We start from the raw sequence: 25,882 nt of genomic DNA on the forward strand, positions 1-25,882 counted from the left end.
CGGGAGGGTGTCGTGCTCTGCACTAGCGTGGGCACCATGAGCCGTCGCGCCAAGATCGTCTGCACCCTCGGGCCCGCCGTGGGGTCGGCCGAGCAGATCACCGCCCTCGTCGAGTCCGGCATGGACGTCGCCCGGCTGAACTTCAGCCACGGCGAGCACGCCGACCACGAGCGCAACTACCACCTGGTCCGCCAGGCCTCGGACTCCGTGGGCCGTGCGGTCGCCGTCCTCGCCGACCTGCAGGGCCCCAAGATCCGCCTCGGGCGGTTCAAGGACGGCCCGGTCGTGTGGGAGACCGGCTCCCGCGTGTGCATCACCGTCGAGGACGTCGAGGGCACCGCCGAGCGGGTCGGCACCACCTACAAGAACCTGGCCAACGACGCCCGCGTGGGCGACCGCCTGCTGGTCGACGACGGCAACCTGGCCCTCACCGTGGTCGAGGTCGACGGCCCCGACGTGTGGTGCCTGGTGCTCGAGGGCGGCAAGGTCTCCAACAACAAGGGCCTGTCGCTGCCCGGCGTGGCCGTCAGCGTCCCGGCCATGAGCGAGAAGGACGAGGAGGACCTCCGGTTCGCCCTCACCCTCGGGGTCGACTTCATCGCGCTGTCCTTCGTTCGCCGCGCCGAGGACGTCGAGCTGGTCCGCGAGGTCATGCGCCAGATGGACGTCGACCTGCCGGTCATCGCCAAGCTGGAGAAGCCCGAGGCGGTCGAGAACCTCGAGGCCATCGTCGAGGCGTTCGACGGCGTCATGGTCGCCCGCGGTGACCTGGGCGTCGAGCTGCCGCTGGAGCAGGTGCCGCTGGTGCAGAAGCGCGCGGTGCAGGTCGCCCGCGAGCGCAACAAGCCGGTCATCGTGGCCACCCAGATGCTCGAGTCGATGATCACCTCGTCGCGGCCCACCCGGGCCGAGGCCTCCGACGTCGCCAACGCCGTGCTCGACGGCGCCGACGCCGTGATGCTGTCGGGGGAGACCTCGGTGGGCAAGTTCCCGATCGCCGCGGTGCGCACGATGGAGCGGATCATCGACGCCGTCGAGACCGACGCGGTGCGCGTGCCCGAGCTCGCGCGGCCCTCCCGCTCCCGGTCCGGCGCGATCGTGCGGGCCGCCCGCGAGGTGGGCGAGGCCCTCGACGTCGACGCGCTCGCCGCGTTCACCATGACCGGCGACACCGTGCGCCGGCTGGCCGCGCTGCACACCCGCCTGCCCATCCTGGCCTTCACCACCGACCCCCGCGTGCGCAGCCGCATGGCGCTGTCGTGGGGTGTCGAGACCTTCCTGGTGCCGCAGGTCGGGCACACCGACGACATGGTCGGCCAGGTCGACTTCTCGTTGATGTCGATCGGGCGGCTCAGGGAGGGTGACCGGGTGGTCGTCGTGGCCGGCTCCCCGCCCAACATCCAGGGCTCGACCAACCTCATCCGGGTGCACGAGATCGGCACGCACGCCTGACCCACGACGCCCCGCCCCGCCGCCGGCACGCTGGTGGCGGGGCCCCGCAGGGGGTCCGGTAAGAAGGACGGCATGACGAACGAGCAGCCCGCGGCTGCGCTGATGCAGGTGCTCGCGCTGACCGAGCGCGAGCCCGACCTGTTCGTCGGCTGGACGCCGGAGACCCCGCTGCAGCGGATCTTCGGCGGCCAGGTCGCCGCCCAGTCGCTCATGGCGGCCATCCGCACCGTCCCGGCCGGGCGGGGGGTGCACTCGCTGCACTCGTACTTCCTGCGCCCGGGTGACCCGCACGCCGAGATCCGCTTCGAGGTCGACCGCATCCGCGAGGGCCGCACCTTCAGCACCCGGCGGGTGCTGGCCCGGCAGACCCGCAAGGGCGAGGACGTCGCCATCTTCGCGCTGACCGCCGACTTCACGGCGGGGGAGCGGCCGGTGGTCGAGCACTCGCTGCCCATGCCCCGGGTGCCGGGCCCCGAGGGGCTGCCCGGTGTCGACGAGATCGCCGCCGCCCACCCGGGCCGGGCCGAGGGTGCTCGGGCGCTGGCGGTGGCCGTCGAGCAGCGCTACCTCGAGGACCCGTTCGACCCCGAGCCCAAGGTGCACCCGCACACCCAGAGCCGCGGCTGGTTCCGGGTGTCCGGCCGGCTGCCCGACGACGAGGGCGTGCACGCCGCCGCGCTGACCTTCGTCTCCGACCTCACCCTGCTCTCGGCCGGGCTGGCCCGGGTGGGCGGGGGCTGGGGTGGGGGGCACGTGGGTGCGAGCCTCGACCACGCCGTCTGGTTCCACCGTCCGGTGCGCGCCGACCAGTGGTTCCTCTACGAGACCGACAGCCCGGCCGCCTCGAGCGGCCGGGCCATGTGCCTGGGGCAGATCTGGGCCGAGGACGGCACCCACGTGGCGACCGTGGCCCAGGAGGGCCTCATCCGCTCACTCGAGGGCTGAGTCCTCCGGCTGAGCCGGTGCCCCGGGCGCGGCCTCGTGGTCGCCCACGGTCTGGAACTCCACCGGCGCGGGCTCCTCGGCGAGGGTCTCGGTGGCGGCGGTGTCGGCGGCGGTGTCGGTGGCGGCGGTCCCGGTGGCGGCTGCCGCGGCGTCGGCGGCGGCTGCCTCGGCCGCGGCGACCGCGGCGGCCTCGCGCTCGGCGCGGGCGGACGCGGCGGCCTGCTCGGCCGCGGCGGCGGCCTCGGCGAAGTCCCGGGCCAGCCAGTCGTGGTTCTCGGCCAGCAGCACCCACAGCCGCTCGACGTGCCGGCGCTCGGTGGCCGGCGACCCGATGGCCACCCGCAGCACGACCTCGCCGGAGACCGTGGTGTGGGTCAGGAAGACCTCGCCGCCGTCGGCGAGCCGCTCGAGCAGCGTCATCGTCGCGACGTCGGCGTCCACCCCGCGGGCCCACCGCGGCTTGAGGCACACCAGCGACAGCGGGTGCGGGGCGACGACGTCGAACCGGTCGTCGGCCCGGGCCCACGCGGCCAGCTCCTGCGCCAGGGCCACGTGGGCGCGCACGTGCTCGCGCAGGCCCTCGGCGCCGTACCAGCGCAGCACGAACCACAGCTTCAGCGCCCGGAACCGGCGACCCAGCTCGATCTGCCAGTCGCGGTAGTCGACGACCGCGCCGCTGTCGGTGGCCGCGTTGCGCAGGTACTCGGGCAGGATCGCCAGGGCCCCGGTGAGGGCGGCCCGATCGGCGGTCCAGAACAGGGTGGCGTCGAACCCGGTGAGCAACCACTTGTGGGCGTCGGTCGTGTAGCTGTCGGCCCACTCGACCCCCTGCTGCAGGTGGCGCAGCTCGGGGGCGACGGCCGAGACCCCGGCCCACGCGGCGTCGACGTGCAGCCAGACCCCGCGGTCGCGGCAGACCGGCCCGATCGCGGCCAGTGGGTCGAACGCGCCCGTGGACGTCGTCCCCACCGTGGCGCAGACCAGCACCGGGGTGAAGCCGCGGGCGACGTCGGCGTCGATGCGGCGGGCCAGCTCCTCGGGACGCATCGCGAGGTCGCCGTCCACCGGGACCACCCGGACGGCGTCGGTGCCCAGCCCGGCGACGCGGGCGGCCTTCTCCATGCTCGAGTGGGTCTGCGCACTGACGTAGACGGTCATGGCCCCGGGCTCGACCCCGCTGCGCACGGTGGCCCCGCCGGTGGCCCGGTGCAGGGCGGCCAGCAGCGCCACCAGGTTGGCCCCGGAGCTCGAGTCCTGCACCACACCGCCGCCGGTGCTGCCGTGGGTGAAGGCCTCGGGCAGGCCGAGCAGGTCGACGAACCAGTCCATCAGGTGCTGCTCGAGCTCGGTGCAGGCCGGGCTGGTCACCCAGGACATGCCCTGCACGCCGAGGGCCGAGCTGACCAGGTCGCCGAGCACCGAGGGCCCGGAGGTGTTGGCCGGGAAGTACCCGTAGAAGCCGGGGTGCTGCCAGTGCGTCAGCCCGGGGACCACGACCCGCTCCAGGTCGGCCAGGACGTCGGCCACCGACCCGCCCTGCTCGGGGGCCGACGCCGGCAGCGCCGCCCGGACGTCGCCCGGGGCCACCTGCGAGCGCACGGGGAGCGACTCGACCCGTGCCATGTGGTCGGCCACCCAGTCGACCACCTCGTGCCCGTGGCGGCGGAACTCGTCGGGTGTCATGTGGCCTGTCACGTGCCCCCGGTCCGACTCGAACGGACACTGTGCGGGTTTTGAATCCGCTCCCTCTGCCATTGGGGTACGGGGGCTCTCCGGGGAGAGTACGGGCACCGACGACGGCGTCTCGATAGGGTGAGCGGGTGAGCAACGAGCCGACCCGGGTCCTCATCGCCGAGGACGAGGCACTGATCCGTCTGGACCTCAAGGAGATGCTCGAGGAGGAGGGCTACGCCGTCGTGGGCGAGGTGGGCGACGGCCAGGCGGCGGTCGACACGGCCCGCGAGCTGCGCCCCGACCTCGTGATCCTCGACGTCCAGATGCCGGTGCTCGACGGTCTGTCGGCTGCCGAGCAGATCGCCTCGGCCCGCATCGCGCCGGTCATCGTGCTCACCGCGTTCTCCCAGCGCGAGCTGGTCGAGCGGGCCCGCGACGCCGGCGCCATGGCCTACCTGGTCAAGCCGTTCTCCAAGGCCGACCTGGTCCCCGCGATCGAGGTCGCCCGCGCCCGGTTCGTCGAGATGACCGCCCTGGACGCCGAGGTCGGCGACCTCAAGGAGCGCCTGGAGGCGCGCAAGGTCGTCGAGCAGGCCAAGGGCAAGCTCATGGCCGACCACGGGATCACCGAGGCCGAGGCCTTCCGCTGGATCCAGCGCACCGCGATGAACGAGCGCACCTCCATGAAGGCCCTCGCCGCCCTGGTGCTCACCGGCGACGCCGGGCCCGCGGAGACCGCCGGCTCCTGACCTCCGGCTGCACCCGAGCGCCTCCGGGTCCCCCCGGGTGGGGATCGTGTGTCGGTTGTGCGTCGTGGGGGTTGCTCAGGTCACAACCGCATCACGGTGCGGTCCGAGGGGCCGATCCGGTCTCAGTTCGCGGTTAGGTTCTCGCCACTGACCGGACAGGTCGGGGTGCTCCGGCGCCCGGATCCGCCCGGCCGAGCGATGAACCACCACACTGGGAGTCACTTGATGCGCACTGGCACCTCCGCCCGCGTCGTCGCCCTGACCGGTGCCGTCCTGCTCGCTGCGACCGCCTGCGGCGGCGGCAGCGACAGCGACAACTCCGGCTCCGGGTCCACCGACGGCGACAGCGGCAGCAAGCAGGTCAACGTCTACGGCGTCGACGGCAACATGGGCAACGCCCTCGGTGCCGACTTCACCGAGGAGGGCGCCCTGGCCGGCATGAAGGGCACCACGCCCCTCACCGAGCTCGCCGGCGACTTCAAGGACCGGCTGCTCGAGATCGACCCCGAGCTGCAGGACTACAACTACGCCGGCGAGTCCTACGACGCCGTGATCATCACCGCTCTCGCCGCCCAGGCCGCCGGCACCAACCAGGCCACGGCCTTCGGCCCGTACGTCAACGGCATCACCTTCGGTGGTGACCAGTGCGAGGACTTCGCCGCCTGCCTGGCCATCATCAACAACGGTGGCAACGTCGACTACGACGGCATCACCGGCCCCCTGAGCTTCGCCGACGCCGGTGAGCCGGCCGAGGCGTCCTTCGGCCTGCTGCAGTTCGGCGACGACAACCAGCTCGACGACAGCCTCACCGAGTACGTCATCGCCGGCGACGAGGCCAACGCGGCCTCCGACGAGGGCCCGGCCTACGCCGCCCCCGGCACCACCGGCCCGGCGCTGACCATCGGCACCCTGCTGCCGCTGACCGGCAACCTGGCCTTCCTCGGCCCGCCGGAGGTCGCCGGCGTGCAGCTGGCGATCAACGACATCAACGCCGCCGGCGGCGTCCTGGGCCAGCCGGTCGCCCTCGTCGAGGGTGACTCGGGCGACGCCTCGACCGACACCGCCACCCAGACCGTCGACCGCCTCCTGCAGTCCGGCGTCAACGCGATCATCGGTGCCGCCTCCTCGGGCGTGAGCCTCACCGTCATCGACGCCATCACCGGCGCCGGTGTGCTGGAGTTCTCGCCGGCCAACACCTCCGACCAGTTCACGACCTACGACGACAAGGGTCTGTACTTCCGCACCGCGCCCGCGGACACGCTGCAGGCCCGTGCGCTGGCCGACCTGATCGGTGCCGACGGCAACAACACCATCGGCATCCTGGCCATCAACGACCCGTACGGCACCGGGCTGGCCGAGAACACCAAGAACAACCTGATCAGCGACGGTCTGTCCGAGGACAGCATCAACCTGATCACCTACGACCCGCAGGCTGCGAACTTCGACTCCGAGGTGCAGCAGATGGTCGACTTCAACCCCGACGCCATCGTGGTCATCGGCTTCGAGGAGTCGTCGCGGATCATCCAGGGTCTCAACGCCCAGGGCATCGGCCCGCAGCGCTGACCCCAGCTCCACAGCACCACGGCTCAGCACGGCCCGACGGCCCGGTCCCCGCGAGGGGGCCGGGCCGTCGGCTCGTTCAGGCCAGCACCAGCCAGCCCGCCGCGACCAGGTGCGCCGTCGCCGCGGCCGTGCGCACCGAGTCCACCCGCAGCAGGCGGCGGTGCGCACCGGCGTCCCACCCGCGGTCGAGCACGCGGTGCTGCGGCACCGCGCCCAGCGCCGTCGTGCCCAGCACGAGCGCCAGGCAGGCGGCCCCGGCCAGCACGGGCAGGGCCGGCGCCGTGCCGCGGACGGCGAGCACCAGCAGCCAGACCGTCGTGAGGCCCTGGCCGACGAACAGCGGGCCGACGACGTGGGTGACCCGGCGCTGGTGGGCCCGCTCGTACCCGGCGAAGCCCTCGGTCACCTCGGCGAACTGCGGGTAGACCAGGGCCCGCACCGTCCACTGGAACCCCGCGTAGGCCGCCACCACCACCAGGTGGACGACGGCGAGCGTCGACGTCACCGGGTGCGCTTCGCGGGCTTGCCGCGCCAGGCGAGGCTCTGCGCGTCCAGGGCGCGCAGCAGGACGTCGCCGTCGGCGTCGATGCGCTCGGCGAGCTGCACGGCCGCGGTCAGCCGGATGTCGTCCAGCTCGGCGAACGCGGGGGAGCGGCGCCGGTCGAGGACGTCGTACCAGCAGCCGCCCACGGCGTGGTCGAGCACGATGCGGCCGAAGCAGTGGTCGGCGGTGACCACCCAGCCCTCGGCCCGGGCCCGGTCCGGCAGGCGGTGCAGCACCAGCTCGCGGTAGCGGGCCAGCAGCTGCTCCCGGTTCACCGACCCATGACAGCACGCTGCCGGCCGCCCCGCGTGGGGACGACCGGCAGAGGACGTGCTGCCACGGCCCCCTCCCAGGGGCCCGTGGCGTGCGGAGCGCGTCGTGGGCTGGGAGGGGGTCCTCCTGCTACTGGGCCTTGGCGAGGGTGCCCAGGTAGAGCTCGACGACCTTGGGGTCGTTCATCAGCGCCTTGCCCTTGTCGGTGTAGGCGTTGCGGCCCTGGTCGAGCACGTAGCCGCGGTCGCAGATCTGCAGGCACCGGCGGGCGTTCTGCTCGACCATGATGATCGAGACGCCGGTGGCGTTGATCCGCCGGCAGCGGATGAACACCTCGTCCTGGTAGGCCGGCGACAGGCCCGCCGAGGGCTCGTCGAGCAGCAGCACCGACGGGTCCATCATGAGCGCGCGGCCCATGGCCACCATCTGCCGCTCACCACCCGACAGCGCCCCGGCCTTGCCGTTGCGCCGCTCGCCGAGCAGCGGGAACAGGTCGACGACGTAGTCGAACCGCTCCTTGAACGTCTTGGGCCGCAGGTAGACGCCCATCTGCATGTTCTCGGCGATCGTCAACGACGGGAACACGTTGTTGTTCTGCGGCACGTACCCGACACCGAGCTGCACCAGCTTGTGGGCCGGTGCCGAGGTGATGTTCTCCCCGCGCAGCGTCACGGCTCCCGAGCGCACCGGGATCAGCCCGAAGAGGGTCTTGAGCAGCGTCGACTTGCCGGCACCGTTGGGGCCGATGATGCCGACCAGCTCGCCGTCCTGCAGGTAGAAGTCGCACCCCCGCAGGATGTTGACGCCGGGCACGTAACCGGCGACCAGGTCGTCGGCCCGCACCAGGGCGCCCTCGGCGAGCTTGAGGTGCTCCTCGCGGGTGGCGGCCTTCTCGGCGGGGGAGAGCTCCGCGGAGACCGCCTGGTCGGCGCGGGTGAGGTCCTCGCCCGACTCGTCGACCTCGAACAGTGGCTCGCTCATGGCTTGTGCTCCTCGCTGGAGATGGTCCCCGCCGTGGTGCCGCCCGGGGCGGCACCCTCCTCGCGGGCGATCGCGGCCTCGGCCTCGGCCAGGACGCGGTCCTCCTCCTCGTTGGTCAGCGGTGCGTCGTGGTGGGCGCCGAGGTAGGCGTCGACCACGGCCTTGTTCTGCGAGATCGACTCCGGCGGGCCCTCGGCGATGACCTTGCCGGCGGCCATGACGACCACCCAGTCGCTGATGTCGCGGACGACGTCCATGTCGTGCTCGACGAAGACCACGGTCATGCCCTCCTCGCGGAGGTCCTTCACGTGGCCGAGCAGCGACTGGGTCAGCGCCGGGTTCACCCCGGCCATCGGCTCGTCGAGCATGACGACCTTGGGGTCGCTCATGAGCGCGCGGGCCATCTCGAGGAGCTTGCGCTGCCCGCCGGACAGGATGCCGGCGAAGTCGTCCTTCTTGGCGTCGAGCTTGAACCGGCGGAGCAGGTCCATGGCCTTCTCGGTGTTGGCCTTCTCCTGCGCGCGCCAGGTGCCGGGCACCAGCGCCTTGAGGAAGGACTCACCGGCCTGGTCCTGCGCGCCGAGCAGCATGTTCTGCAGCACGGTGAGCCGGGACAGGGCCTTGGTCAGCTGGAAGGTGCGCACCACGCCGAGCCGGGCGACCTGGTGGGGGGACATGCGGCCCAGCGACCTGCCGTCGAAGGTCCAGGTGCCGGTGTTGGGCTGGTCGAACCCGGTGAGCAGGTTGAACAGCGTCGTCTTGCCGGCACCGTTGGGCCCGATGAGGCCGGTGATGCCGCCCCGCTGGATCTCCAGGTGGTCCACCGACACGGCGGTGAGGCCGCCGAAGGTGCGGGTGACCTTGTCCACGACCATGGCCGGGTCGGGCTTGGCGACCCCGACCTCCCAGGGGAGGTCGGCCAGGGCCTTCTGCGCCAGCCGGGCCGGGGCCGCGGCGTGGGAGCCGGTGTTCGGGTCAGCGGGCATCGAGCATCACCTCTCGGCGGTCACCGAAGATGCCCTGCGGTCGGAAGACCAGCAGCAGCATGAGTCCGATGCCGACCAGCACGAATCGGATCTGGGCCACGTCGGTGGAGGACAGCAGCGCCTCGGGGATGACCCCGTTGCTGATGAACGCGCGCAGCAGCGTGTCGGCGAACTGCAGGATGAACAGCAGGATGATCGACCCGACGACCGGGCCGAGCACGCGTGCCGCGCCACCGAGGATCAGGGCGGCGTAGGCCAGGAACGTGTTGGCGTTCTGGTACTGGTCGGGGATGGCCGACCCGGTGCCCACGGCGTAGACCATGCCGCCCAGGGCGCCGAAGACCGCACCCAGCACGAGCGCCTGCATCTTGTAGCTGTAGACGTTCTTGCCCAGCGCGCGGACGGCGTCCTCGTCCTCGCGGATGGCCTTGAGCACGCGGCCCCACGGGCTGCGCATGAGCAGCCACACCAGCAGGCAGGACAGCGCGACCAGGGTCCAGCCGACCAGCGCCACCCAGAGCTCACCGCCGCTCCACGAGGTGCCCAGCAGGTCGTAGCGACGCTGGGTGTCCCAGGGGGCGAGGGCGATGAAGGAGCCGTTGAACGCCGAGAGCCCGCGGGTGCCGTTGGTGACCGGCGTGGCCGACACCGAGCGGAACAGCAGCCGGAGCCCCTCGGCGGTGGCGATCGTGACGATGGCCAGGTAGTCCGCGCGCAGGCGCAGGGTGGGCAGGCCGAGCAGCAGCGCCAGGACGACCGCGGCGACGATGCCGACGATCACCCCCACCCAGAACGGCAGGCCCCACTGGCTGACCGAGATGGCGATGCCGAAGCCGCCGAGCATGGCGAACGCGATCTGGCCGAAGTTCAGCAGACCGGTGTAGCCGAAGTGCACGTTGATGCCGATGGCCAGCAGGGCGAAGAAGATGGCCTGGAACCCCAGGCCCGACTTCACCCCGATGGCGAGGGCGTCGAGGACGTCGCTCATGGCCTCAGCCGATCCGGGCCCGGCTGCCCAGGATGCCCTGGGGCCGGATGACGAGGATGACGATCAAGAGGAGCAGACCTCCGACGTACTTGGTGTCGTCCGGGATGACCAGGGTGGACATCTGGACGAACACACCGATGATGACGCTGCCGACCAGGGCGCCGTAGGCGGTGCCGAGACCGCCCAGGGTGACGCCGGCGAACATGAGCAGCAGCAGGCGGAAACCCATGTCCCACTGCACCTGGTCCGACAGACCCAGGAGGACGCCGCCGAGCGCGGCGAGCGCGCCGCCCATCATCCAGACGACCAGGATGACCCGGTTGACGTCGATGCCCGACGAGGCGGCGAGGTCGCGGTTGTCGGCGACGGCCCGCATGGCCTTGCCGATCTTGGTGCGCTGCAGCATGAGCGCGACCAGGACGAGGACGACGACGGCGATGACGATCGAGGCCAACGCGCGGTTGGTCATCGTGAAGACGCCGTAGTTGACGGCCTGCTGCGACTGGTACTCGCCGTAGGGGTTGGAGAACCCGCCGTAGACGATCTGGATGGCGTAGCGCAGCAGCAGCGACAGACCGATCGAGACCACGAGCGCGGCGACGAGGCCGGTGCCCCGCTTGCGCAGCGGCCGCCACAGCGCCAGTTCGTGCAGTGCACCCACACCGGCACCCACGACCATCGCGATGAGCGTGGCCGCGATGAGCGGCACCCCGCCCTGCACGTTGATGTACCAGGCGACGATGGCGCCGATGGTGACCAGCTCGCCGTGCGCGAAGTTGGTCAACCCGGTGGTGCCGAAGATCAGCGAGAGGCCCACCGCGCAGACGGCGATGATGAGGCCGAACCGCAGGCCGTCGACCAGCAGCTGGACGGCGCGGATGCCGCCGCCCCCGCTGTTGGTGGAGCCGTCCTCGAGGCCGAAGAGGACGTTCTGCTGGGCGTTGGGCTGCACGGTGACCGTGCGCTCGGCGCCGGCGTCCCCGAGCTCGACGCCGTCGGGCAGGGCGTCGGCGTCGATGCTGACGGTGTACTCACCCGGCCCGTCGGGGAGCTCGACGCGGAACCGGCCCTCGTCGTCGGTCTCCACCGAGCCGACCTCGTCGCCGGAGGAGTCGGTCACGGTGACCTCGACGCCCTCGATGGGGCCGGACTTGCTGGTCTGCAGGGTGCCGCGCACCGCCTCGCCCTCGGCGTTGGCGATGCCGGCCGGCAGCAGGGTGGCCAGTGCCATGGCGAACGCGGCGACCAGCAGGGCGAGCACCAGCGGGCGGCGACCGCGGGCGGCCCGTCCGGACGGGGCGCCCGGCGGGCCCGTGCGTTCACCGTGCACGAGGGCACGGTGCGGTGCGTGCGTCACTCGACCTCCTGGGCCGTGGGTGGTGTGCGGGTGTCCGACCGGGGGTGACCCGGTGGACAACGGGTATCGATCGGACCGGGACACTAACCCACCTGTGTTGCGGTTCTGGGTCGGGAACGTGGTCCGTGACACAAATGCGACCCACGACCCCGGGCGCAGCCGGGATGAACCGGGCCCTCCCGGGGCCTGCGCGCCTGGTCAGGCGTCCTTGAGGAACGTGGTGAGCCGTGCGCTGGCCGTGGGGCGCCCCTGGTCGTCGCTCATCTCGATGCGGAACGTGGCCAGGGTGCGGCCGCGCTTCACCGGCGTGCAGACGGCGGTCACCGTGCCGTCGGTCGCACCGCGCAGGTAGCTCACGTTGAGCTCGACGCCGACCACCTGCCGGCCGGGCCCGGCGTGCAGCGCGCCGGCCCACGAGCCCACCGTCTCGGCGAGCGCGCACGTGGCGCCGCCGTGCAGCAGGCCGAAGGGCTGCTCGTTGCCGGCCACCGGGATCGTGGCCACCAGCCGGCCGGGGTCGAAGTCGGTGATCTCGATGCCCAGCTTGCGGTCCAGCGGGCTCAGGTCGGCGGGGGCCCAGTCGGGGCGCGGCGTGCTCACGGGCGCACGCTAGCCATCGCGCCCGGTCCTGTCGTACCCCCGCCATACGATGGCCCCGATGTCTGCACCGGTGTCCGAGACGGCCCCCCCATCCACCACCGTGCCGGCGGGTCAGCGCCCCCGCCTGCTGCTGCTCGACGGCCACTCGCTGGCCTACCGGGCGTTCTTCGCGCTGCCGGTGGAGAACTTCTCCACGACCACCGGGCAGCCCACCAACGCCGTCTACGGCTTCACCTCGATGCTCATCAACGTGCTGCGCGACGAGGCGCCCTCGCACCTGGCCGTGGCCTTCGACGTCGGCCGCAAGACCTTCCGCAGCGAGATCTACGCCGACTACAAGGCCAACCGCGCCGAGAGCCCCACCGACTTCCGCGGCCAGGTCAGCCTCATCCAGGAGGTCCTGGCTGCCCTGCGGGTCCCGGTGCTCACCGCCGAGGGCTACGAGGCCGACGACGTCATCGCGACGCTCACCGTGCAGGCCGTCGAGGCCGGCATGGACGTGCTGATCTGCACCGGTGACCGCGACGCCCTGCAGCTGGTGAACGACCACGTCACGGTGCTCTACCCGCGCAAGGGCGTCTCCGACCTCACCCGGTTCACCCCCGAGGCGGTCGAGGAGAAGTACGGGCTGAGCCCGGTGCAGTACCCCGACTTCGCGGCGCTGCGCGGCGACCCCTCGGACAACCTGCCCGGCATCCCGAGCGTGGGGGAGAAGACCGCCGCCAAGTGGGTGCGCGAGTACGGCTCGCTCGACGCCCTGGTGGACCAGGTCGACACCGTCAAGGGCAAGGTCGGGGAGAAGCTGCGCGAGCACCTGTCCTCGGTGCTGCAGAACCGCCGGCTCACCGAGCTCGACCGCACCGTCGCCCTCGAGCTGCACCCCACCGACCTGGCAGTGCAGGCCTGGGACCGCACCGAGGTGCACACGCTGTTCGACAACCTGCAGTTCCGCGTGCTGCGCGACCGGTTGTTCGCCACCCTGACCAGCGCCGAGCCCGAGGTCGACGGCGGCATCGACGTCACCGTCGACGAGGTCCCCGCCGGCGGGCTGGGCGACTGGCTGACCGCGCACGGCCGCAAGGGGCACACCGGCATCGTGTTCCGCGGCCGCTGGGGCCGTGGCACCGGTGAGCTGACCGGCATCGCGCTGGCCGCCGCCGACGACCACACCGTCTTCGTCGACCTCGGTCCCGACCTCGACACCGCCGACGAGCAGGCGCTGGCCGCCTGGCTGGCCGACCCGGCCGCGAAGAAGGTCGTGCACGAGGAGAAGGGCCCGCTGCTGGCGGTCTGGGCGCGCGGCTGGGAGCTGGAGGGCGAGGTCAGCGACACCGCCCTGGCGGCCTACCTCGCGCTGCCCGGGCAGCGCTCGTTCGACCTCGGCGACCTCGCGGTCCGCTACCTGCGCCGCGAGCTGACCGAGGCCACCCCGACCGAGACCCAGCTGACCCTCGACGGCTTGGGCCCCACCGAGGCCGACCTGGCCCAGGAGGCCGCCGTCGCCGACGCCCGCAAGGCCGTCGCGGTCAACGACCTCTCCGACGCCCTCGAGCAGCTGCTGGGCCAGAAGGGCGGCGACCAGCTGCTCACCGGCCTCGAGCTGCCGCTGACCAAGGTGCTGGCCCGCATGGAGGCCCGCGGCATCGCCGCCGACCTCGAGCTGCTGCACGACCTGCAGTCCGAGTTCGCCGGCAAGGTCGCCGAGGCCGCAGCCGACGCCTACGAGGCCATCGGCACCGAGATCAACCTCGGCTCGCCCAAGCAGCTGCAGGCCGTGCTGTTCGACCAGCTCGGGCTGCCCAAGACCAAGAAGAACAAGACCGGGTACACCACCGACGCCGACGCCCTGGCCTGGCTGCAGGAGACCAGCCCGCACCCCTTCCTCGAGGCGCTGCTGCGCCACCGCGACGTCACCCGGCTGCGCACGGTCATCGACGGCCTCATCCCGATGGTCGACGACGCCGGGCGCATCCACACCACGTTCCAGCAGACCATCGCGGCCACCGGCCGGCTGTCCTCCACCGACCCCAACCTGCAGAACATCCCGATCCGGTCGGCCGAGGGCCGGCGCATCCGGCAGGCCTTCGTCGTCGGAGCGGGCTACGAGTCGCTCATGACCGCCGACTACAGCCAGATCGAGATGCGCATCATGGCCCACCTCTCCGAGGACGCCGGGCTCATCGAGGCGTTCACGTCGGGGGAGGACCTGCACACCTTCGTCGCCGCCCGCGCCTTCGACATCCCCATCGAGCAGGTCGACCCCGAGATGCGCCGGCGCATCAAGGCGATGAGCTACGGCCTGGCCTACGGGTTGAGCGCCTACGGCCTCTCCCAGCAGCTCAAGATCACCCCCGAGGAGGCCCGTGTGCAGATGCAGGCCTACTTCGAGCGCTTCGGCGGCATCCGCGACTACCTCGACACCGTTGTCGAGGACGCCCGGCAGACCGGCTACACCCAGACCACCATGGGCCGCCGCCGTTACCTGCCCGACCTCACCAGCGACAACAAGCAGCGCCGCGACATGGCCGAGCGCATGGCCCTCAACGCCCCCATCCAGGGGTCGGCCGCCGACGTCATCAAGGTCGCCATGCTGCGGGTCGAGCAGGGCATCGCCGAGCGGCGGCTGAGGAGCCGCATGCTGCTGCAGGTCCACGACGAACTGGTGCTCGAGGTCGCCCCCGGCGAGCGCGAGCAGCTCGAGGATCTCGTGCGCACCGAGATGGCCGGCGCCGCCGACCTCTCGGTCAGCCTCGACGTCTCCGTCGGCGTCGGCCAGAGCTGGGACGCCGCCGCGCACTGAGCGCACTGTCGTCCTCCGGACTCCCACCGCGGCCAGCAGCCGTGCCCCGGCGGCGACGAGCGTCGCTGCTCCCGCCTCGGCGAGGGGCACTCGTTCCTCGGCCCCTCCCCTCGGCGGGCGGGGGCGAGCCCCTCCTCGGGGACCCTCCGGGCCCCGCTCGTCGCGGCTCCGGGCTTCCGGCCGGCCTCGGTGCTCACGCTGCACCGTGAGTTCGGGGTTCGAGGGGTCCTGGGCTGCGCCGAGGGGCCGCGAACCCTGATCCCGGCGTGCGGGGACGGCCTCGAGGGCTCGTGCACACCGATCCTGGGGTTGTCGCCCCCTCGCCCACCGGCGAGAGGGCGAGAACCCCGGAATCCGGGTGCGCCGACCCAGCGGGCGGGGTCCTCGCCGCCGACCGGGCGGGGTCATCGCCTCCGCGCCGGAGGGGTGCGCGCCGGCGCGGGCTCAGGGGCAGGATGCGGGGATGAGGATCGTGGACCGCATCGCGTCGCGGGTGCTGGGGCTGCCGCCGGCCACCACCCGGTACACCGTCGAGCGAGGGTTGAGGGTTCCCGTGCGCGACGGCGTCGAGCTCGTCGCCGACCGCTACGTCCCGACCGGTCGGGTGCTGGGGACGCTGCTGGTGCGCGGGCCCTACGGGCGGGCGTTCCCCTTCTCGTTCTTCTTCGCCACGGCCTTCGCCGCCCGCGGCTACCAGGTCGTGCTGCAGAGCGTCCGCGGCACCTACGGGTCCGGCGACGAGTTCCAGCCCATGTTCCGCGAGGTCGACGACGGCGCCGACACCGTCGCCTGGCTCCGGGACCAGCCCTGGTTCACCGGCACCTTCGGGACCGTCGGGCTCTCCTACCTCGGCTTCACCCAGTGGGCGATGCTGGCCGACCCGCCCCCGGAGCTGGTCGCCTCCGTCGTCCTGGTCGGGCCGCACGACTTCTCCCGCGCCACCTGGGGCACCGGGGCCTTCACCGTCAACGACTTCCTGGGCTGGAGCGACATGGTGGCCCACCAGGAGGACCCCGGCCGCCTGCGCGGCATGCTCCGCCAGCTCACCGCGGCCCGACGCCTCGGACCGGCCCTCGACGCCCTCCCGCTGGGTGACGCCGGCGAGCGGTTGCTGGCCGGCCGTGGGCGCTGGTACCGCGACTGGGTCGCCCACCCCGACCGCACCGACCCCTGGTGGGCGCCGGTCCAGCTCGACCGCGCCCTCACCCGGGCCCAGGTGCCCGTGCTGCTGATCGGTGGCTGGCAGGACCTGTTCCTCGAGCAGACCCTCGACCAGTACCGGAGGTTGAGGGATGCTGGTGCCGACGTCGCGCTCACGGTGGGTCCCTGGACCCACGTGGAGACGCTGTCCAAGGGCGGTGGGCAGATCACCAGGGAGTCCCTGGACTGGCTCGGCGAGCACCTCGCCGGCACCGCAGCCGGCAGCGCACCCGGCAGCGCAGACGGCACCGGCCCCCGGCGCCGTCGCGCACCGGTGCACGTGCACGTCACCGGCGCCGGGCAGTGGCGCGACCTGCCCGACTGGCCGCCGGCCACCGCCGACCGCACCCTGTTCCTCGCCGACGACGGCCGGCTGGCCGACACCCCGGCCGGGCCCGGGACCCCGGCGGTGACCTTCCGCGCCGACCCGGCCGTGCCCACCCCGAGCATCGGCGGCCGACTGCTGGACAACCGCAGCGGCGGCTACCGCGACGACACCGCGCTGGCCGCCCGCGACGACGTCGCCGGCTGGCTGTCCGATCCGCTGCCCGCCGACCTCGAGGTGCTCGGCTCCCCGGTCGTCGAGCTGACCCACGGCACCGACGTGCCGCACGTGGACGTCGCCGTCCGGCTGTCCCAGGTCGACGCACGGGGCCGGTCCCGCAACGTGAGCGACGGCTACGTGCGGCTCGCGCCGGGCGAGGAGGGCACCACCCCGGACGGCGGCGTCGTGCGGCTGGAGCTGGACCCGGTGGCCCACCTCTTCCCGGCCGGCTCGCGGCTGCGGCTGGTGGTCGCGGGCTCGTCGCACCCGCACTGGGCGCGCAACACCGGCACGGGGGAGCCGCCCGAGACCGCCGTGCGCACGGTGGTGAGCAGCCGCACCGTCACCGTGGCCGACGGGGCGTCCCGGCTGGTGCTGCCGGTGGGGTGAGCCGGGTCAGCCGGGCAGGTCGCACACGAGCACGAGCGTCCCGGGGACCAGCGCCCCGCGGGCCGCGGACCACTGCCCCCAGGTCTCGGTGCGCCCGGGGGTCCACTCGGGCTCGACCAGGTCGGTGAGCACGAACCCAGCACCCACGACGTCGCGCACCCAGTCGCCGACCGTGCGGTGGTGCTCGACGTACACGACCGTGCCGGCTCCGTCGGTCTCCACGTAGGGAGTGCGGTCGAAGTAGGAGCCCACCACCGTCAGGTCGGCGGGGTCGGGGGAGTCGGGGAACGGCCAGCGCAGGGGGTGGTTCACCGACGCCACGAACCGACCGCCGGGGCGCAGCACCCGGGCCACCTCGCGCAAGGCGCCCCGGGCGTCGGCGACGAAGGGCAGACCGCCGAACGCCGAGCACGCCAGGTCCACGCTGCCGCTGGCCAGCGGCAGGGCCCCGACGTCGGCCTGCAGCAGCGTCGGGGCCAGCCCGGTCGTGCCGTTCAGCTCGGCCGCGCGGGCGAGCATGCCGGCGGAGAGGTCCAGCGCCACGACCTGCGCCCCGGCCGAGACCAGCCACCGCGCGCAGGGGGCCGACCCGCAGCCGACCTCCAGCACCCGGCGTCCGGCGACGTCGCCGAGCAGCCCGGCCTCGGACTCGCGCAACCCCTCGGGACCCCACAGGAAGTCGGCGTCGCCGAGGTCGGCTCCGTGCTCGGCGAGGTAGGCCGGGGCCGCGGCGTCCCACCAGCCCCGGTTGGCCCGCACCGACTCCTGCTCGGCCACCGCCCGGCGCTCGACGCCGCCGGCGAGCGGGTAGCCGTCCGAGGCCAGGGGCAGGGGAGCGGGCATCCCGGCATCGTGGCACGGCCTCCGGGCCGGTGGTGGACCCACCCGGTGGGGGTACGTACGATGGGCCTCGCGCCCGAGGTCTGCGGTGCGACCCGGCACGGGTCCCCGGACCACCTCTCTCGCACAACCTTCCCCGGCCCTCCCCGGTCGGGGTGCGTCCCTGTCCCTCCACACCCCCCGTCCGGAGCTACCGACCACATGACCTCCACCCAGGTCCGTCCCGACAGCACCTCCACGCCGCAGGTCGCCATCAACGACATCGGCACCGAAGAGGACTTCCTCGCGGCCATCGACCAGACGATCAAGTACTTCAACGACGGCGACATCGTCGAAGGAGTCATCGTCAAGGTCGACCGCGACGAGGTGCTGCTGGACATCGGCTACAAGACCGAGGGCGTCATCCCCTCGCGCGAGCTGTCCATCAAGCACGACGTCGACCCCAACGAGGTCGTCACCGTCGGCGACGAGGTGGAAGCCCTCGTCCTCCAGAAGGAGGACAAGGAAGGCCGTCTGATCCTGTCCAAGAAGCGTGCGCAGTACGAGCGCGCCTGGGGCACCATCGAGGCGAAGAAGGAAGCCGACGAGGTCGTCACCGGCACCGTCATCGAGGTCGTCAAGGGCGGCCTCATCCTCGACATCGGCCTGCGCGGGTTCCTCCCCGCCTCGCTGGTCGAGATGCGTCGCGTCCGCGACCTGCAGCCCTATGTGGGCCGCGAGCTCGAGGCCAAGATCATCGAGCTGGACAAGAACCGCAACAACGTGGTCCTGTCCCGTCGCCAGTGGCTGGAGCAGACCCAGTCCGAGGTGCGCAGCGAGTTCCTCAACAAGCTCGCCAAGGGCCAGGTCCGCACCGGTCAGGTCTCCTCGATCGTCAACTTCGGTGCCTTCGTGGACCTGGGCGGCGTCGACGGCCTGGTGCACGTCTCCGAGCTGTCCTGGAAGCACATCGACCACCCGTCCGAGGTCGTCGAGGTCGGCCAGGAGGTCACCGTCGAGGTCCTCGACGTCGACCTGGACCGTGAGCGCGTCTCCCTGTCGCTGAAGGCGACCCAGGAGGACCCGTGGCGTCAGTTCGCCCGCACGCACCAGATCGGGCAGGTCGTGCCCGGCAAGGTCACCAAGCTGGTGCCCTTCGGTGCGTTCGTGCGCGTGGACGAGGGCATCGAGGGCCTGGTGCACATCTCGGAGCTGGCCGAGCGCCACGTCGAGATCCCCGAGCAGGTCGCGCAGGTCGGCGACGAGCTGCTGGTCAAGGTCATCGACATCGACCTCGACCGTCGCCGCATCTCGCTGTCGCTCAAGCAGGCCAACGAGGGCGTCATCGCCGAGGACGACCAGTTCGACCCGGCCGCCTACGGCATGGCCGCCTCGTACGACGAGCAGGGGAACTACGTGTACCCCGAGGGCTTCGACTCCGAGACCGGCGAGTGGCTCGAGGGCTTCGAGGCCGCCCGCGAGGCGTGGGAGAAGCAGTACGCCGACGCCCAGGCCCGCTTCGAGGCGCACCAGAAGCAGATCGTCGCGGCCCGCGAGGCCGACGCCGAGGCTGCGGCCGGTGGCAGCTACTCCAGCGACGCGGCGACCTCGGACTCCGGTCCGGCCGCCAGCACCGGTTCCTCGAGCGGCGGCGGCACCCTCGCCTCCGACGAGGCGCTGGCCGCGCTGCGGGCCAAGCTCGCCGGCGGCGAGTGACCTGCTGATCGCATGACCGTGCGCCGTCCACCCACCCGGGTGGGCGGCGCACTGTCGTCCCTGGGGCTGGTGGGCCTGGTGAGCCTGACCGGGTGCGCCGGCTTCGCCGGGTCGGCCCCGGCCGCAGCCCCCACGACGACCGGGACGACGAGCAGCGCACCGACGACCGCGCCGGCCACCACCACCGCCGTCCCCACCTACGAGCTCCCGGAGACCTGTGCCGGGCTGCTCACCTCCCGGCAGCTCGACGACGCCCTCGGGGCGCGCCTGCCGGGCACCAGCACCTACGTCGTCGGCACCCCGGAGCCGGGCATCGGCCGCACCGGACGGGTGACCTGTGGGTTCGGGGTCACCCCCGCGACGGCCACTGCCGGGGCCAGTGATCCGCTGCTCGAGGTGTCGGTGTTCACCTACACCGACGCCGCAGCCGCCGACGAACGGCTCGAGGCGCTGACCGCGGTGCAGGAGGGCCACGGCGTGCCCGCGGGGACGGCGGCCGTCCCCGGGGCGCAGAGCGTGCTCTTCGCCGGCCCGGCCGACACCACGCTGGTGGCCACCGTCGAGGCGCGCACGGTCTCGGTCACGCTCGTGCCCGGTCTGCTGGACGCCGCGGGCACCCGCACCGCGCTGGAGCGGTTGGCCGCAGCCGTGCTGGGCACCGCGCCTGCAGCGACGACGTCCCCGCAAGCCGAGCGGCCTGCGGGGACGTCGGGGCCCACCTCCACCGGCTGATCGGCCGGCGGGGGGCTCAGAGGCTGAGGATGATGGCGAACGCCGTGCGCGGGCGACCGCCGGCGTTGCTCAGGAAGTCCCAGGTGTGCCGACCGGCGGGGACCGTCGGCCACAGCGCGCGCAGCAGGGCCACCAGGCCCGTGCGAGGGGTGCTGGTCCGCTCCAGGCGGGCCGCGACGGCGGGCAGGTCCGAGCAGCGGACCCCACCGGCGACGTCGAGCCGGTGCCGGCCGGGGGCACGGTGGCCGGCGGTGGCCGGCAGGGTCTCCGGCGACGTGGAACGGGACATGGTCGTGCCTACCTCTCTCGGTGGCGCCCCCCGGTGGGGCAGGCGTCGAGGCAGAACCTAGGTCGTGTGACTCGTGGGGCTGGTGCGACGCGCCGGGCGCACGGTGCTCCTGACGCGTCGTCACCGAATCGTTACCGCTCGATGGTCATGATCGCCGCGGATCGAGGGATGTGCGATGGTCGAGGCATGCTGAGGATCGGGCTGACCGGGGGCATCGGATCGGGCAAGAGCACCGTGGCCGAGTTGCTGGTCGCGCACGGGGCGCACCTGGTCGACGCCGACCGCATCGCCCGCGAGGTGCTCGAACCCGGGACCCCGGGCCTGGCGGCGGTGGCCGAGGCGTTCGGCCCCGGCGTGCTCGGCCCCGACGGTGCGCTCGACCGGCCGGCCCTGGCTGCCGTGGTCTTCGGTGACCCGCAGCAGCGGGCCAGGTTGGACGCGATCGTCCACCCACTGGTGCGCGCCCGGGCCGCCGAGCTCGTCGCCGCCGTCCCGCCGGACGCCGTGGTGGTCCAGGACGTGCCGCTGCTGGTCGAGACCGGCCAGGCGGACTCGTACGACCTGGTGGTGGTGGTGCAGGCCCCGCTCGACGTCCGTCTCGAACGCCTGGCCGGGCGCGGCACGGCCGAGGACGACGCCCGTGCGCGCATCGCGTCGCAGGCCACCGACGAGCAGCGGGCGGCGGTCGCCGACGTGGTGCTCACCAACGGCGGGAGCCGGGCCGAGCTGGCCGCCCAGGTGGACGCGCTGTGGGCCGAGAGGGTGGAGCCGGCTCGCTGAGCACGCCCCCCGTGAACGGCGCAGGCCCCGGAGCCGGAGCTGCGGGGCCTGCTGCGCTGGTGGGCGATACTGGGATCGAACCAGTGACCTCTTCCGTGTCAGGGAAGCGCGCTACCGCTGCGCCAAAAAGACACACCTGACGACTCGACGTCGTCCAGGCGGTGGTGCTGGTGGGCGATACTGGGATCGAACCAGTGACCTCTTCCGTGTCAGGGAAGCGCGCTACCGCTGCGCCAATCGCCCGTGCACCGGTCGGCGAGACCGATGATCGTTCCCGAGCGGACGACGGGATTCGAACCCGCGACCCTCACCTTGGCAAGGTGATGCTCTACCACTGAGCCACGTCCGCAGTGTTGACCGGCCCCGCCTCGATCGAACCGGGAGGCCGTCGAGGTGGAGACGGGATTTGAACCCGTGTAGACGGCTTTGCAGGCCGTTGCCTCGCCTCTCGGCCACTCCACCGCACGTGGGTGCTGACCCGAGGGCCAGTACCCACTTCCGAGCGGACGACGGGATTCGAACCCGCGACCCTCACCTTGGCAAGGTGATGCTCTACCACTGAGCCACGTCCGCAGTGCGTCGCCAACTCTAGACGACCCGGATCCAGCCCTCGCACGGGGGGTGCCCGGCGCGCATCGGCCCAGCTCGGTGGGTCATTCGTCCTGCAGCAGGGCGAGCAGCTCGGGGTCCATGTCGGCGGCGTCGGACTCCCCGCCCAGGGGCACGAGCTGCTCGGTGGTGGCGAGGAAACCGGCCAGCACGGCGCGCGAGAGCTCGAAGAGGGCGTGGCCCGAGGGCGCCCGGAGCTCGAGGAAGAGGACGTCGGCCGCGGTGCGGGCCGGCCACAGCCGCACGTCCCCCTCACCGCTGGGGCGGGTCAACCCCGCGTGCAGCAGGTCGCGGGCCACCAACCACTCCACGCCGTCGTCGTCGGTGCCGTCGGAGGACCGGCCGCCGAAGCGGACGCGGACCGCGAAGGGGTCGCGGGGGTCGTAGGTCAACGTCGCCGTCACCCGGGTCCACGCCGTGGGACCGACCAGCTGGAGCACGGCCCGGGTCGAGCAACCCGGCGCAGCAGGACTCGCCATGCCCGCTCAACGACCGGCCGGGACGGAGGTGACGCCCGCAGGCCACCCGCCCGGGGGACGCGCACCCGGCCGTGAACCGATCGGCGGTCCCGCGCCGAACATCGCGTGTGACCATGGGACTCGTGACCCGCCCTCCGCGGCGCGCCGACGACGCGGCCGCCGACACCGAGCTGATGCGCCGCGTGCGGGCCGGCGACCGGGGTGCGGTCGACGACCTCTACGAGCGCTTCCGGCGTCCGGCGTTCGCGCTGGCCCGGCGGGTGCTCAGCGACGACACGTTGGCCGAGGACGTGCTCCAGGACGTTTTCCTGGCGGTCTGGAAGGACCCGGCAGCCTTCGACGGCGCCCGGGGCAACGTCGCGTCCTGGCTGCTGGCGATGGTCCACCACAAGGCGGTCGACGCCGTCCGGCGGGAGGAGAGCCACCGCCGGCGCCAGACCCGCGCCGAGGACGACCTGCGGCTGTCCGAGCCCACGGCGCAGGGCGACGTCGAGGACGAGGCCGCCGACCGGGTGGTGTCCCAGCGGGTGCGCGCGGCCCTGCAGGCCCTGCCGGCCGCCCAGCGCGAGGCCCTCACGCTCGCCTACTACGGCGGGTACACCCAGCGCGAGGTCGCCGCGCTCACCGGCACCCCCCTGGGCACCGTCAAGACGCGCATGCTCGCGGGCATGCGGCGGCTCAAGGAGAGCCTGGGCGGCGTCGCTGCCCAGGCCCTGGGCACCCCGGCCATCGAGGGGGGACGGCGATGAGCCCGCGCCAGCGCCCGTCGAGGGACCACGAGCGGGACCACGAGGAGTACGACGAGCTCGCCGTCGGGTGGGCGCTGCACGTCCTGGAGCCCGAGGACGAGGCCGGGTTCGCCGGCCACCTCGCCGGCTGCGAGCGGTGCGCCCGCATCGTCGCCGACACCCACGAGGTGATGGCGTCGATGGCCGACGACCTCCCGGCGGCCGAGCCGTCCGAGGGGCTGCGCGAGCGGTTGCGGGCCGCGGTCGAGGAGACCGAGCAGGTGGTCGAGCCCACCCGGGCGCCCGAGGTCGCCGCCCGCGAGGTCACCGGGCACGAGCTGGGCAACGACGAGGTCACCGGCCGCCGGGTCACCGCCGCCGAGGTCGGCGACGTCGTCGCCTTCCGCCCGGCCGGCACGACCGGGCGGCGGGCGGCTCGGCGCCGCGCGGGCACCTCGGGGTGGCGCCGGGTCGCTCCGCGTGCGGTCCTGGCCGCCGGGGTCGCGGCGGTGCTGGGCCTCGGCGTCTGGAACGTCACGCTGGTGCGCGACCGGGACGCCGCCCAGGCCACCGCGGCCAGCCAGTCGTCGATGATGTCGGCGCTGCTGTCCCCGGGGCGCATCACCGTCGCACCCATGGAGCACGACGGCCGCACGGTGGCCACCGTGGTCGCCCGCGACGGCCAGGCGCAGGTGCTGGTCGACGGCATGACGCCCAACGACGTGGCCGACAGCACCTACGTGCTGTGGGGGGTCACCGCCGACGGCCCCGTCGCGCTCGGGACGTTCGACGTGGTGGCCGACGGCACCGACCTGCGGACCGTAGGCTCCGACGCGACCGGGCTGGACGAGTTCTCCGCCTACGGCATCAGCATCGAGCCCGGTCGCAACGCGCCGTCGACCCCGACGGACATCGTCGCGAACGGACAGGTGACCAGTTGAGCAGCAGCGGGTCCGGCACGTCGACCGTCCCGGGCGGCGGCCGCCCCCGGGAGACCGGCGGCGGCCGCCGCCCCCGGGAGACCGGCCAGGAACGTCGTACCCGCTACGACAGCGACGAGGTCGACAGCCTGCGCGAGCGCATCGGCCGCCGTCCGTGGCGCAGGCGCCTGGCGGCCAACAAGACCTTCGACACGGCCTACCGGGCCGGGGTCGGCGTGGTCGGCACCCTGCTGCTGGTCTTCGGGCTGATCACCATCCCGCTGCCGGGCCCGGGCTGGCTCACGGTCATCGCGGCCTTGTTCGTGCTGGCCACCGAGTTCACCTGGGCCGAGCGCCTGCTCGAGTTCACCAAGCGCAACGTGAAGCGCTGGACCGACTGGCTGGGTCGTCAGCCGGTCTGGGTCCGGGTGCTCGTCGCCCTGCTCACGGCCGCGTTCGTCTACGGCGTCATCGTCGTCGTGATGCACGTCCTCGGCGTCCCGTCCTGGGTGCCGGGGTGGGTGCCGATGTGGCGATGAGCGTCTGGCACACTGTTCCAGGCACCGCAGCCGGGCGATTGGCTCAGCGGTAGAGCGCTTCGTTCACACCGAAGAGGTCACTGGTTCGATCCCAGTATCGCCCACCACGAACGGCCCCCGTCTCCGCGGACGGGGGCCGTCGTCGTCCTCAGGCGGGGCCGTGGACCAGGTGCACGACGCCGTTGCTGAGCTGGCTGACCCCCAGCAGCGTCAGCGGGGTGCGCGGCGCGCCCTCGGGGAACAGCCGGATCCCGCTGCCGACGGCGACCGGGTAGACGAACTGGTGCAGCTCGTCGACCAGGCCGTCGGCTAGCATCGCCCGCACCAGCGTCGCGCTGCCGCTGACGTAGAGGTCGTGCTCGGCCTTCAGGGCCCGCAGCGCGTCGACGTCGTAGGGGAGCACGCTGGCCGGGCCCCACTGCGGGTCGGTGAGGGTGGCCGACACGACGTGCTTGGGGGTGTCGTTGAAGAACGGGGCGCCCGGGTCGTCCTCGACCGTGCGCGTGGACCACGCCGGGCCGAACATCTCGTAGGTGGTGCGGCCGAGCAGGATGCCGTCGGCGCCGGCGGTCAGCGTGCCGATGGCGGCGGCGAGGTCGTCGGGGAAGCCGTAGTCCATCGTCCACATCGGGGCGTCCACGACGCCGTCGACGGTGGTGAACTCGTGCACCTTGATGCTGCCCATGGGGTGTCGCTCCTCGATCTGCGTGGTCGTCGCGGGGGAGCACCACCCCGCTCGCCAGGAATCATCGGTGCCGCGGGCGGACGATGGGGCGGTGACCTCCCAGCCCGACCGCGCCGCCCGGTTGGCGGCTGCGCTCGAGCGCGACGGGCCCACGTGCGTCTGGTGCGGGCGCGCCTTCGACCGCCACGTGCGACCGACCACCGAGCACGTGGTGCCGCGGGTGCGGGGCGGGCCGTCGTGGGCGGAGAACGAGGTCGCCGCGTGCGGTCGCTGCAACGGTGAACGCGGCCACCGCGGTGCCGTCGAGTGGTTGGCCGAGTGCCGGGCGCGGGGCTGGTCCCCGGACGCGCCCCGGGTGGCCCGGGCCCTGGAGTCGCTGGCCGCGGCGGTGGCCGAACGCGGCGGTCAGCGGCGGGCCCGGCCGCACCTGGACGCCCAGCTGCGACGACTGCGGGCCGGGTGACCGCGCCGCGCGGCCGCACGGTGCCGAACTCGACCAGGTCGTGCAGCCGCGGCCCGTACCCTCACGGTGTCCGTCCC

At 73.0% G+C, this 25,882-nt stretch carries 25 protein-coding genes and 6 tRNA genes; 14 read left to right on the forward strand and 17 right to left on the reverse strand.

Annotated elements, in window-relative coordinates; genetic code table 11:
- Nucleotides 1–36: 36 nt before the first annotated feature.
- Nucleotides 37–1,452 carry a pyruvate kinase gene (gene pyk, locus BLP29_RS11595; RefSeq protein ID WP_092804887.1) on the forward strand — a complete coding sequence of 472 codons (1,416 nt, stop codon included), beginning with the start codon at nucleotides 37–39 and terminating at the stop codon, nucleotides 1,450–1,452.
- Between the two features lie 72 nt (nucleotides 1,453–1,524).
- Complete coding sequence (locus tag BLP29_RS11600) at nucleotides 1,525–2,397, forward strand: acyl-CoA thioesterase (protein WP_092804329.1); 873 nt, start codon at nucleotides 1,525–1,527, stop codon at nucleotides 2,395–2,397.
- Here BLP29_RS11600 and BLP29_RS11605 read toward each other — a convergent pair.
- Nucleotides 2,383–4,080 carry a pyridoxal phosphate-dependent decarboxylase family protein gene (locus BLP29_RS11605; RefSeq protein ID WP_092804332.1) on the reverse strand — a complete coding sequence of 566 codons (1,698 nt, stop codon included), beginning with the start codon at nucleotides 4,078–4,080 and terminating at the stop codon, nucleotides 2,383–2,385. The genes BLP29_RS11600 and BLP29_RS11605 overlap by 15 nt on opposite strands.
- A gap of 13 nt (nucleotides 4,081–4,093) precedes the next feature.
- Nucleotides 4,094–4,166: transfer RNA gene (locus BLP29_RS11610), tRNA-Leu, on the reverse strand.
- A 51-nt stretch (nucleotides 4,167–4,217) separates the two neighbouring features.
- On the opposite strand from BLP29_RS11610, the gene BLP29_RS11615 reads away from it, so the two are divergent.
- The gene (locus BLP29_RS11615; protein WP_092804335.1) at nucleotides 4,218–4,820 is read left to right on the forward strand and encodes an ANTAR domain-containing response regulator; all 603 of its coding nucleotides are present in this window, start codon (nucleotides 4,218–4,220) and stop codon (nucleotides 4,818–4,820) included.
- A gap of 225 nt (nucleotides 4,821–5,045) precedes the next feature.
- Complete coding sequence (locus tag BLP29_RS11620; protein ID WP_092804338.1) at nucleotides 5,046–6,383, forward strand: ABC transporter substrate-binding protein; 1,338 nt, start codon at nucleotides 5,046–5,048, stop codon at nucleotides 6,381–6,383.
- 76 nt (nucleotides 6,384–6,459) lie between these two features.
- On the opposite strand, the gene BLP29_RS11625 is transcribed toward BLP29_RS11620, so the two are convergent.
- From BLP29_RS11625 to BLP29_RS11655, 7 genes are all read right to left on the reverse strand, one after another.
- Nucleotides 6,460–6,888 carry a DUF1772 domain-containing protein gene (locus tag BLP29_RS11625; RefSeq protein WP_092804341.1) on the reverse strand — a complete coding sequence of 143 codons (429 nt, stop codon included), beginning with the start codon at nucleotides 6,886–6,888 and terminating at the stop codon, nucleotides 6,460–6,462.
- The gene (locus BLP29_RS11630) at nucleotides 6,885–7,202 is read right to left on the reverse strand and encodes a hypothetical protein (protein WP_092804344.1); all 318 of its coding nucleotides are present in this window, start codon (nucleotides 7,200–7,202) and stop codon (nucleotides 6,885–6,887) included. The genes BLP29_RS11625 and BLP29_RS11630 overlap by 4 nt, the downstream gene beginning before the upstream one ends.
- A gap of 127 nt (nucleotides 7,203–7,329) precedes the next feature.
- Complete coding sequence (locus BLP29_RS11635) at nucleotides 7,330–8,181, reverse strand: ABC transporter ATP-binding protein (RefSeq protein ID WP_207798441.1); 852 nt, start codon at nucleotides 8,179–8,181, stop codon at nucleotides 7,330–7,332.
- The gene (locus BLP29_RS11640; protein WP_092804347.1) at nucleotides 8,178–9,167 is read right to left on the reverse strand and encodes an ABC transporter ATP-binding protein; all 990 of its coding nucleotides are present in this window, start codon (nucleotides 9,165–9,167) and stop codon (nucleotides 8,178–8,180) included. Before BLP29_RS11640 ends, BLP29_RS11635 begins: the two co-directional genes overlap by 4 nt.
- The gene (locus BLP29_RS11645; RefSeq protein ID WP_092804350.1) at nucleotides 9,157–10,155 is read right to left on the reverse strand and encodes a branched-chain amino acid ABC transporter permease; all 999 of its coding nucleotides are present in this window, start codon (nucleotides 10,153–10,155) and stop codon (nucleotides 9,157–9,159) included. The genes BLP29_RS11640 and BLP29_RS11645 overlap by 11 nt, the downstream gene beginning before the upstream one ends.
- 4 nt (nucleotides 10,156–10,159) lie before the next feature.
- The gene (locus BLP29_RS11650; RefSeq protein WP_243469887.1) at nucleotides 10,160–11,485 is read right to left on the reverse strand and encodes a branched-chain amino acid ABC transporter permease; all 1,326 of its coding nucleotides are present in this window, start codon (nucleotides 11,483–11,485) and stop codon (nucleotides 10,160–10,162) included.
- 225 nt (nucleotides 11,486–11,710) lie between these two features.
- Nucleotides 11,711–12,112, reverse strand: a complete 402-nt coding sequence (locus BLP29_RS11655; protein ID WP_092804353.1) for a PaaI family thioesterase — start codon at nucleotides 12,110–12,112, stop codon at nucleotides 11,711–11,713.
- A 58-nt stretch (nucleotides 12,113–12,170) separates the two neighbouring features.
- Here BLP29_RS11655 and polA point away from each other — a divergent pair, with 58 nt between their 5' ends.
- Together polA and BLP29_RS11665 are read left to right on the forward strand one after the other, a co-directional pair.
- Entirely contained in the window at nucleotides 12,171–14,912 is a 2,742-nt protein-coding gene (polA, locus tag BLP29_RS11660) for a DNA polymerase I (protein WP_092804356.1), read from the forward strand.
- 463 nt (nucleotides 14,913–15,375) lie between these two features.
- Nucleotides 15,376–17,046, forward strand: a complete 1,671-nt coding sequence (locus BLP29_RS11665; RefSeq protein ID WP_092804360.1) for a CocE/NonD family hydrolase — start codon at nucleotides 15,376–15,378, stop codon at nucleotides 17,044–17,046.
- A gap of 6 nt (nucleotides 17,047–17,052) precedes the next feature.
- On the opposite strand, the gene BLP29_RS11670 is transcribed toward BLP29_RS11665, so the two are convergent.
- A complete protein-coding gene (locus BLP29_RS11670) occupies nucleotides 17,053–17,889 on the reverse strand; it encodes a class I SAM-dependent methyltransferase (RefSeq protein WP_092804363.1) in 837 nt (278 codons plus the stop codon).
- A 198-nt stretch (nucleotides 17,890–18,087) separates the two neighbouring features.
- Here BLP29_RS11670 and rpsA point away from each other — a divergent pair, with 198 nt between their 5' ends.
- Both rpsA and BLP29_RS11680 read left to right on the forward strand, forming a co-directional pair.
- Entirely contained in the window at nucleotides 18,088–19,581 is a 1,494-nt protein-coding gene (rpsA, locus tag BLP29_RS11675) for a 30S ribosomal protein S1 (RefSeq protein ID WP_092804366.1), read from the forward strand.
- 12 nt (nucleotides 19,582–19,593) lie between these two features.
- On the forward strand, nucleotides 19,594–20,313 hold the full coding sequence (locus tag BLP29_RS11680; RefSeq protein ID WP_133379137.1) for a hypothetical protein: 720 nt from the start codon (nucleotides 19,594–19,596) through the stop codon (nucleotides 20,311–20,313).
- A gap of 16 nt (nucleotides 20,314–20,329) precedes the next feature.
- On the opposite strand, the gene BLP29_RS11685 is transcribed toward BLP29_RS11680, so the two are convergent.
- Nucleotides 20,330–20,602 (reverse strand): hypothetical protein, encoded by a 273-nt coding sequence (locus BLP29_RS11685; protein WP_092804373.1) that lies wholly within the window; start codon nucleotides 20,600–20,602, stop codon nucleotides 20,330–20,332.
- Nucleotides 20,603–20,788: 186 nt separating this feature from the next.
- Between BLP29_RS11685 and coaE the strand changes: the two genes are divergently transcribed.
- Nucleotides 20,789–21,382, forward strand: coding sequence for a dephospho-CoA kinase (gene coaE, locus BLP29_RS11690; RefSeq protein ID WP_092804376.1), 594 nt, complete (start codon nucleotides 20,789–20,791; stop codon nucleotides 21,380–21,382).
- Nucleotides 21,383–21,550: 168 nt separating this feature from the next.
- Here the strand turns inward: coaE and BLP29_RS11700 are convergent.
- The 5 genes from BLP29_RS11700 to BLP29_RS11720 all read right to left on the reverse strand — a co-directional run bounded on the left by BLP29_RS11700 (nucleotide 21,551) and on the right by BLP29_RS11720 (nucleotide 22,470).
- Nucleotides 21,551–21,625: transfer RNA gene (locus BLP29_RS11700), tRNA-Val, on the reverse strand.
- Nucleotides 21,626–21,659: 34 nt separating this feature from the next.
- Nucleotides 21,660–21,731: transfer RNA gene (locus tag BLP29_RS11705), tRNA-Gly, on the reverse strand.
- A 42-nt stretch (nucleotides 21,732–21,773) separates the two neighbouring features.
- Nucleotides 21,774–21,844, reverse strand: a tRNA-Cys gene (locus BLP29_RS11710).
- 39 nt (nucleotides 21,845–21,883) lie between these two features.
- A tRNA-Gly gene (locus tag BLP29_RS11715) sits at nucleotides 21,884–21,955 on the reverse strand.
- A gap of 80 nt (nucleotides 21,956–22,035) precedes the next feature.
- Entirely contained in the window at nucleotides 22,036–22,470 is a 435-nt protein-coding gene (locus BLP29_RS11720) for an SsgA family sporulation/cell division regulator (RefSeq protein WP_092804379.1), read from the reverse strand.
- Between the two features lie 113 nt (nucleotides 22,471–22,583).
- Between BLP29_RS11720 and BLP29_RS11725 the strand changes: the two genes are divergently transcribed.
- The 4 genes from BLP29_RS11725 to BLP29_RS11740 all read left to right on the forward strand — a co-directional run bounded on the left by BLP29_RS11725 (nucleotide 22,584) and on the right by BLP29_RS11740 (nucleotide 24,764).
- A complete protein-coding gene (locus BLP29_RS11725; RefSeq protein WP_243469888.1) occupies nucleotides 22,584–23,219 on the forward strand; it encodes a sigma-70 family RNA polymerase sigma factor in 636 nt (211 codons plus the stop codon).
- Nucleotides 23,216–24,139, forward strand: a complete 924-nt coding sequence (locus BLP29_RS11730; protein WP_092804385.1) for an anti-sigma factor domain-containing protein — start codon at nucleotides 23,216–23,218, stop codon at nucleotides 24,137–24,139. Before BLP29_RS11725 ends, BLP29_RS11730 begins: the two co-directional genes overlap by 4 nt.
- Nucleotides 24,136–24,657, forward strand: coding sequence for a TIGR02611 family protein (locus BLP29_RS11735; RefSeq protein WP_243469889.1), 522 nt, complete (start codon nucleotides 24,136–24,138; stop codon nucleotides 24,655–24,657). Before BLP29_RS11730 ends, BLP29_RS11735 begins: the two co-directional genes overlap by 4 nt.
- A 32-nt stretch (nucleotides 24,658–24,689) precedes the next feature.
- Nucleotides 24,690–24,764: transfer RNA gene (locus BLP29_RS11740), tRNA-Val, on the forward strand.
- A gap of 41 nt (nucleotides 24,765–24,805) precedes the next feature.
- Here BLP29_RS11740 and BLP29_RS11745 read toward each other — a convergent pair.
- A complete protein-coding gene (locus BLP29_RS11745; RefSeq protein ID WP_092804388.1) occupies nucleotides 24,806–25,342 on the reverse strand; it encodes a dihydrofolate reductase family protein in 537 nt (178 codons plus the stop codon).
- Nucleotides 25,343–25,433: 91 nt separating this feature from the next.
- On the opposite strand from BLP29_RS11745, the gene BLP29_RS11750 reads away from it, so the two are divergent.
- Nucleotides 25,434–25,805, forward strand: a complete 372-nt coding sequence (locus BLP29_RS11750; RefSeq protein WP_243469890.1) for an HNH endonuclease — start codon at nucleotides 25,434–25,436, stop codon at nucleotides 25,803–25,805.
- Nucleotides 25,806–25,882 lie beyond the last annotated feature (77 nt).

It is taken from the genome of Klenkia marina (assembly GCF_900101025.1).
Taxonomy (GTDB): Bacteria; Actinomycetota; Actinomycetes; order Mycobacteriales; family Geodermatophilaceae; genus Klenkia; species Klenkia marina.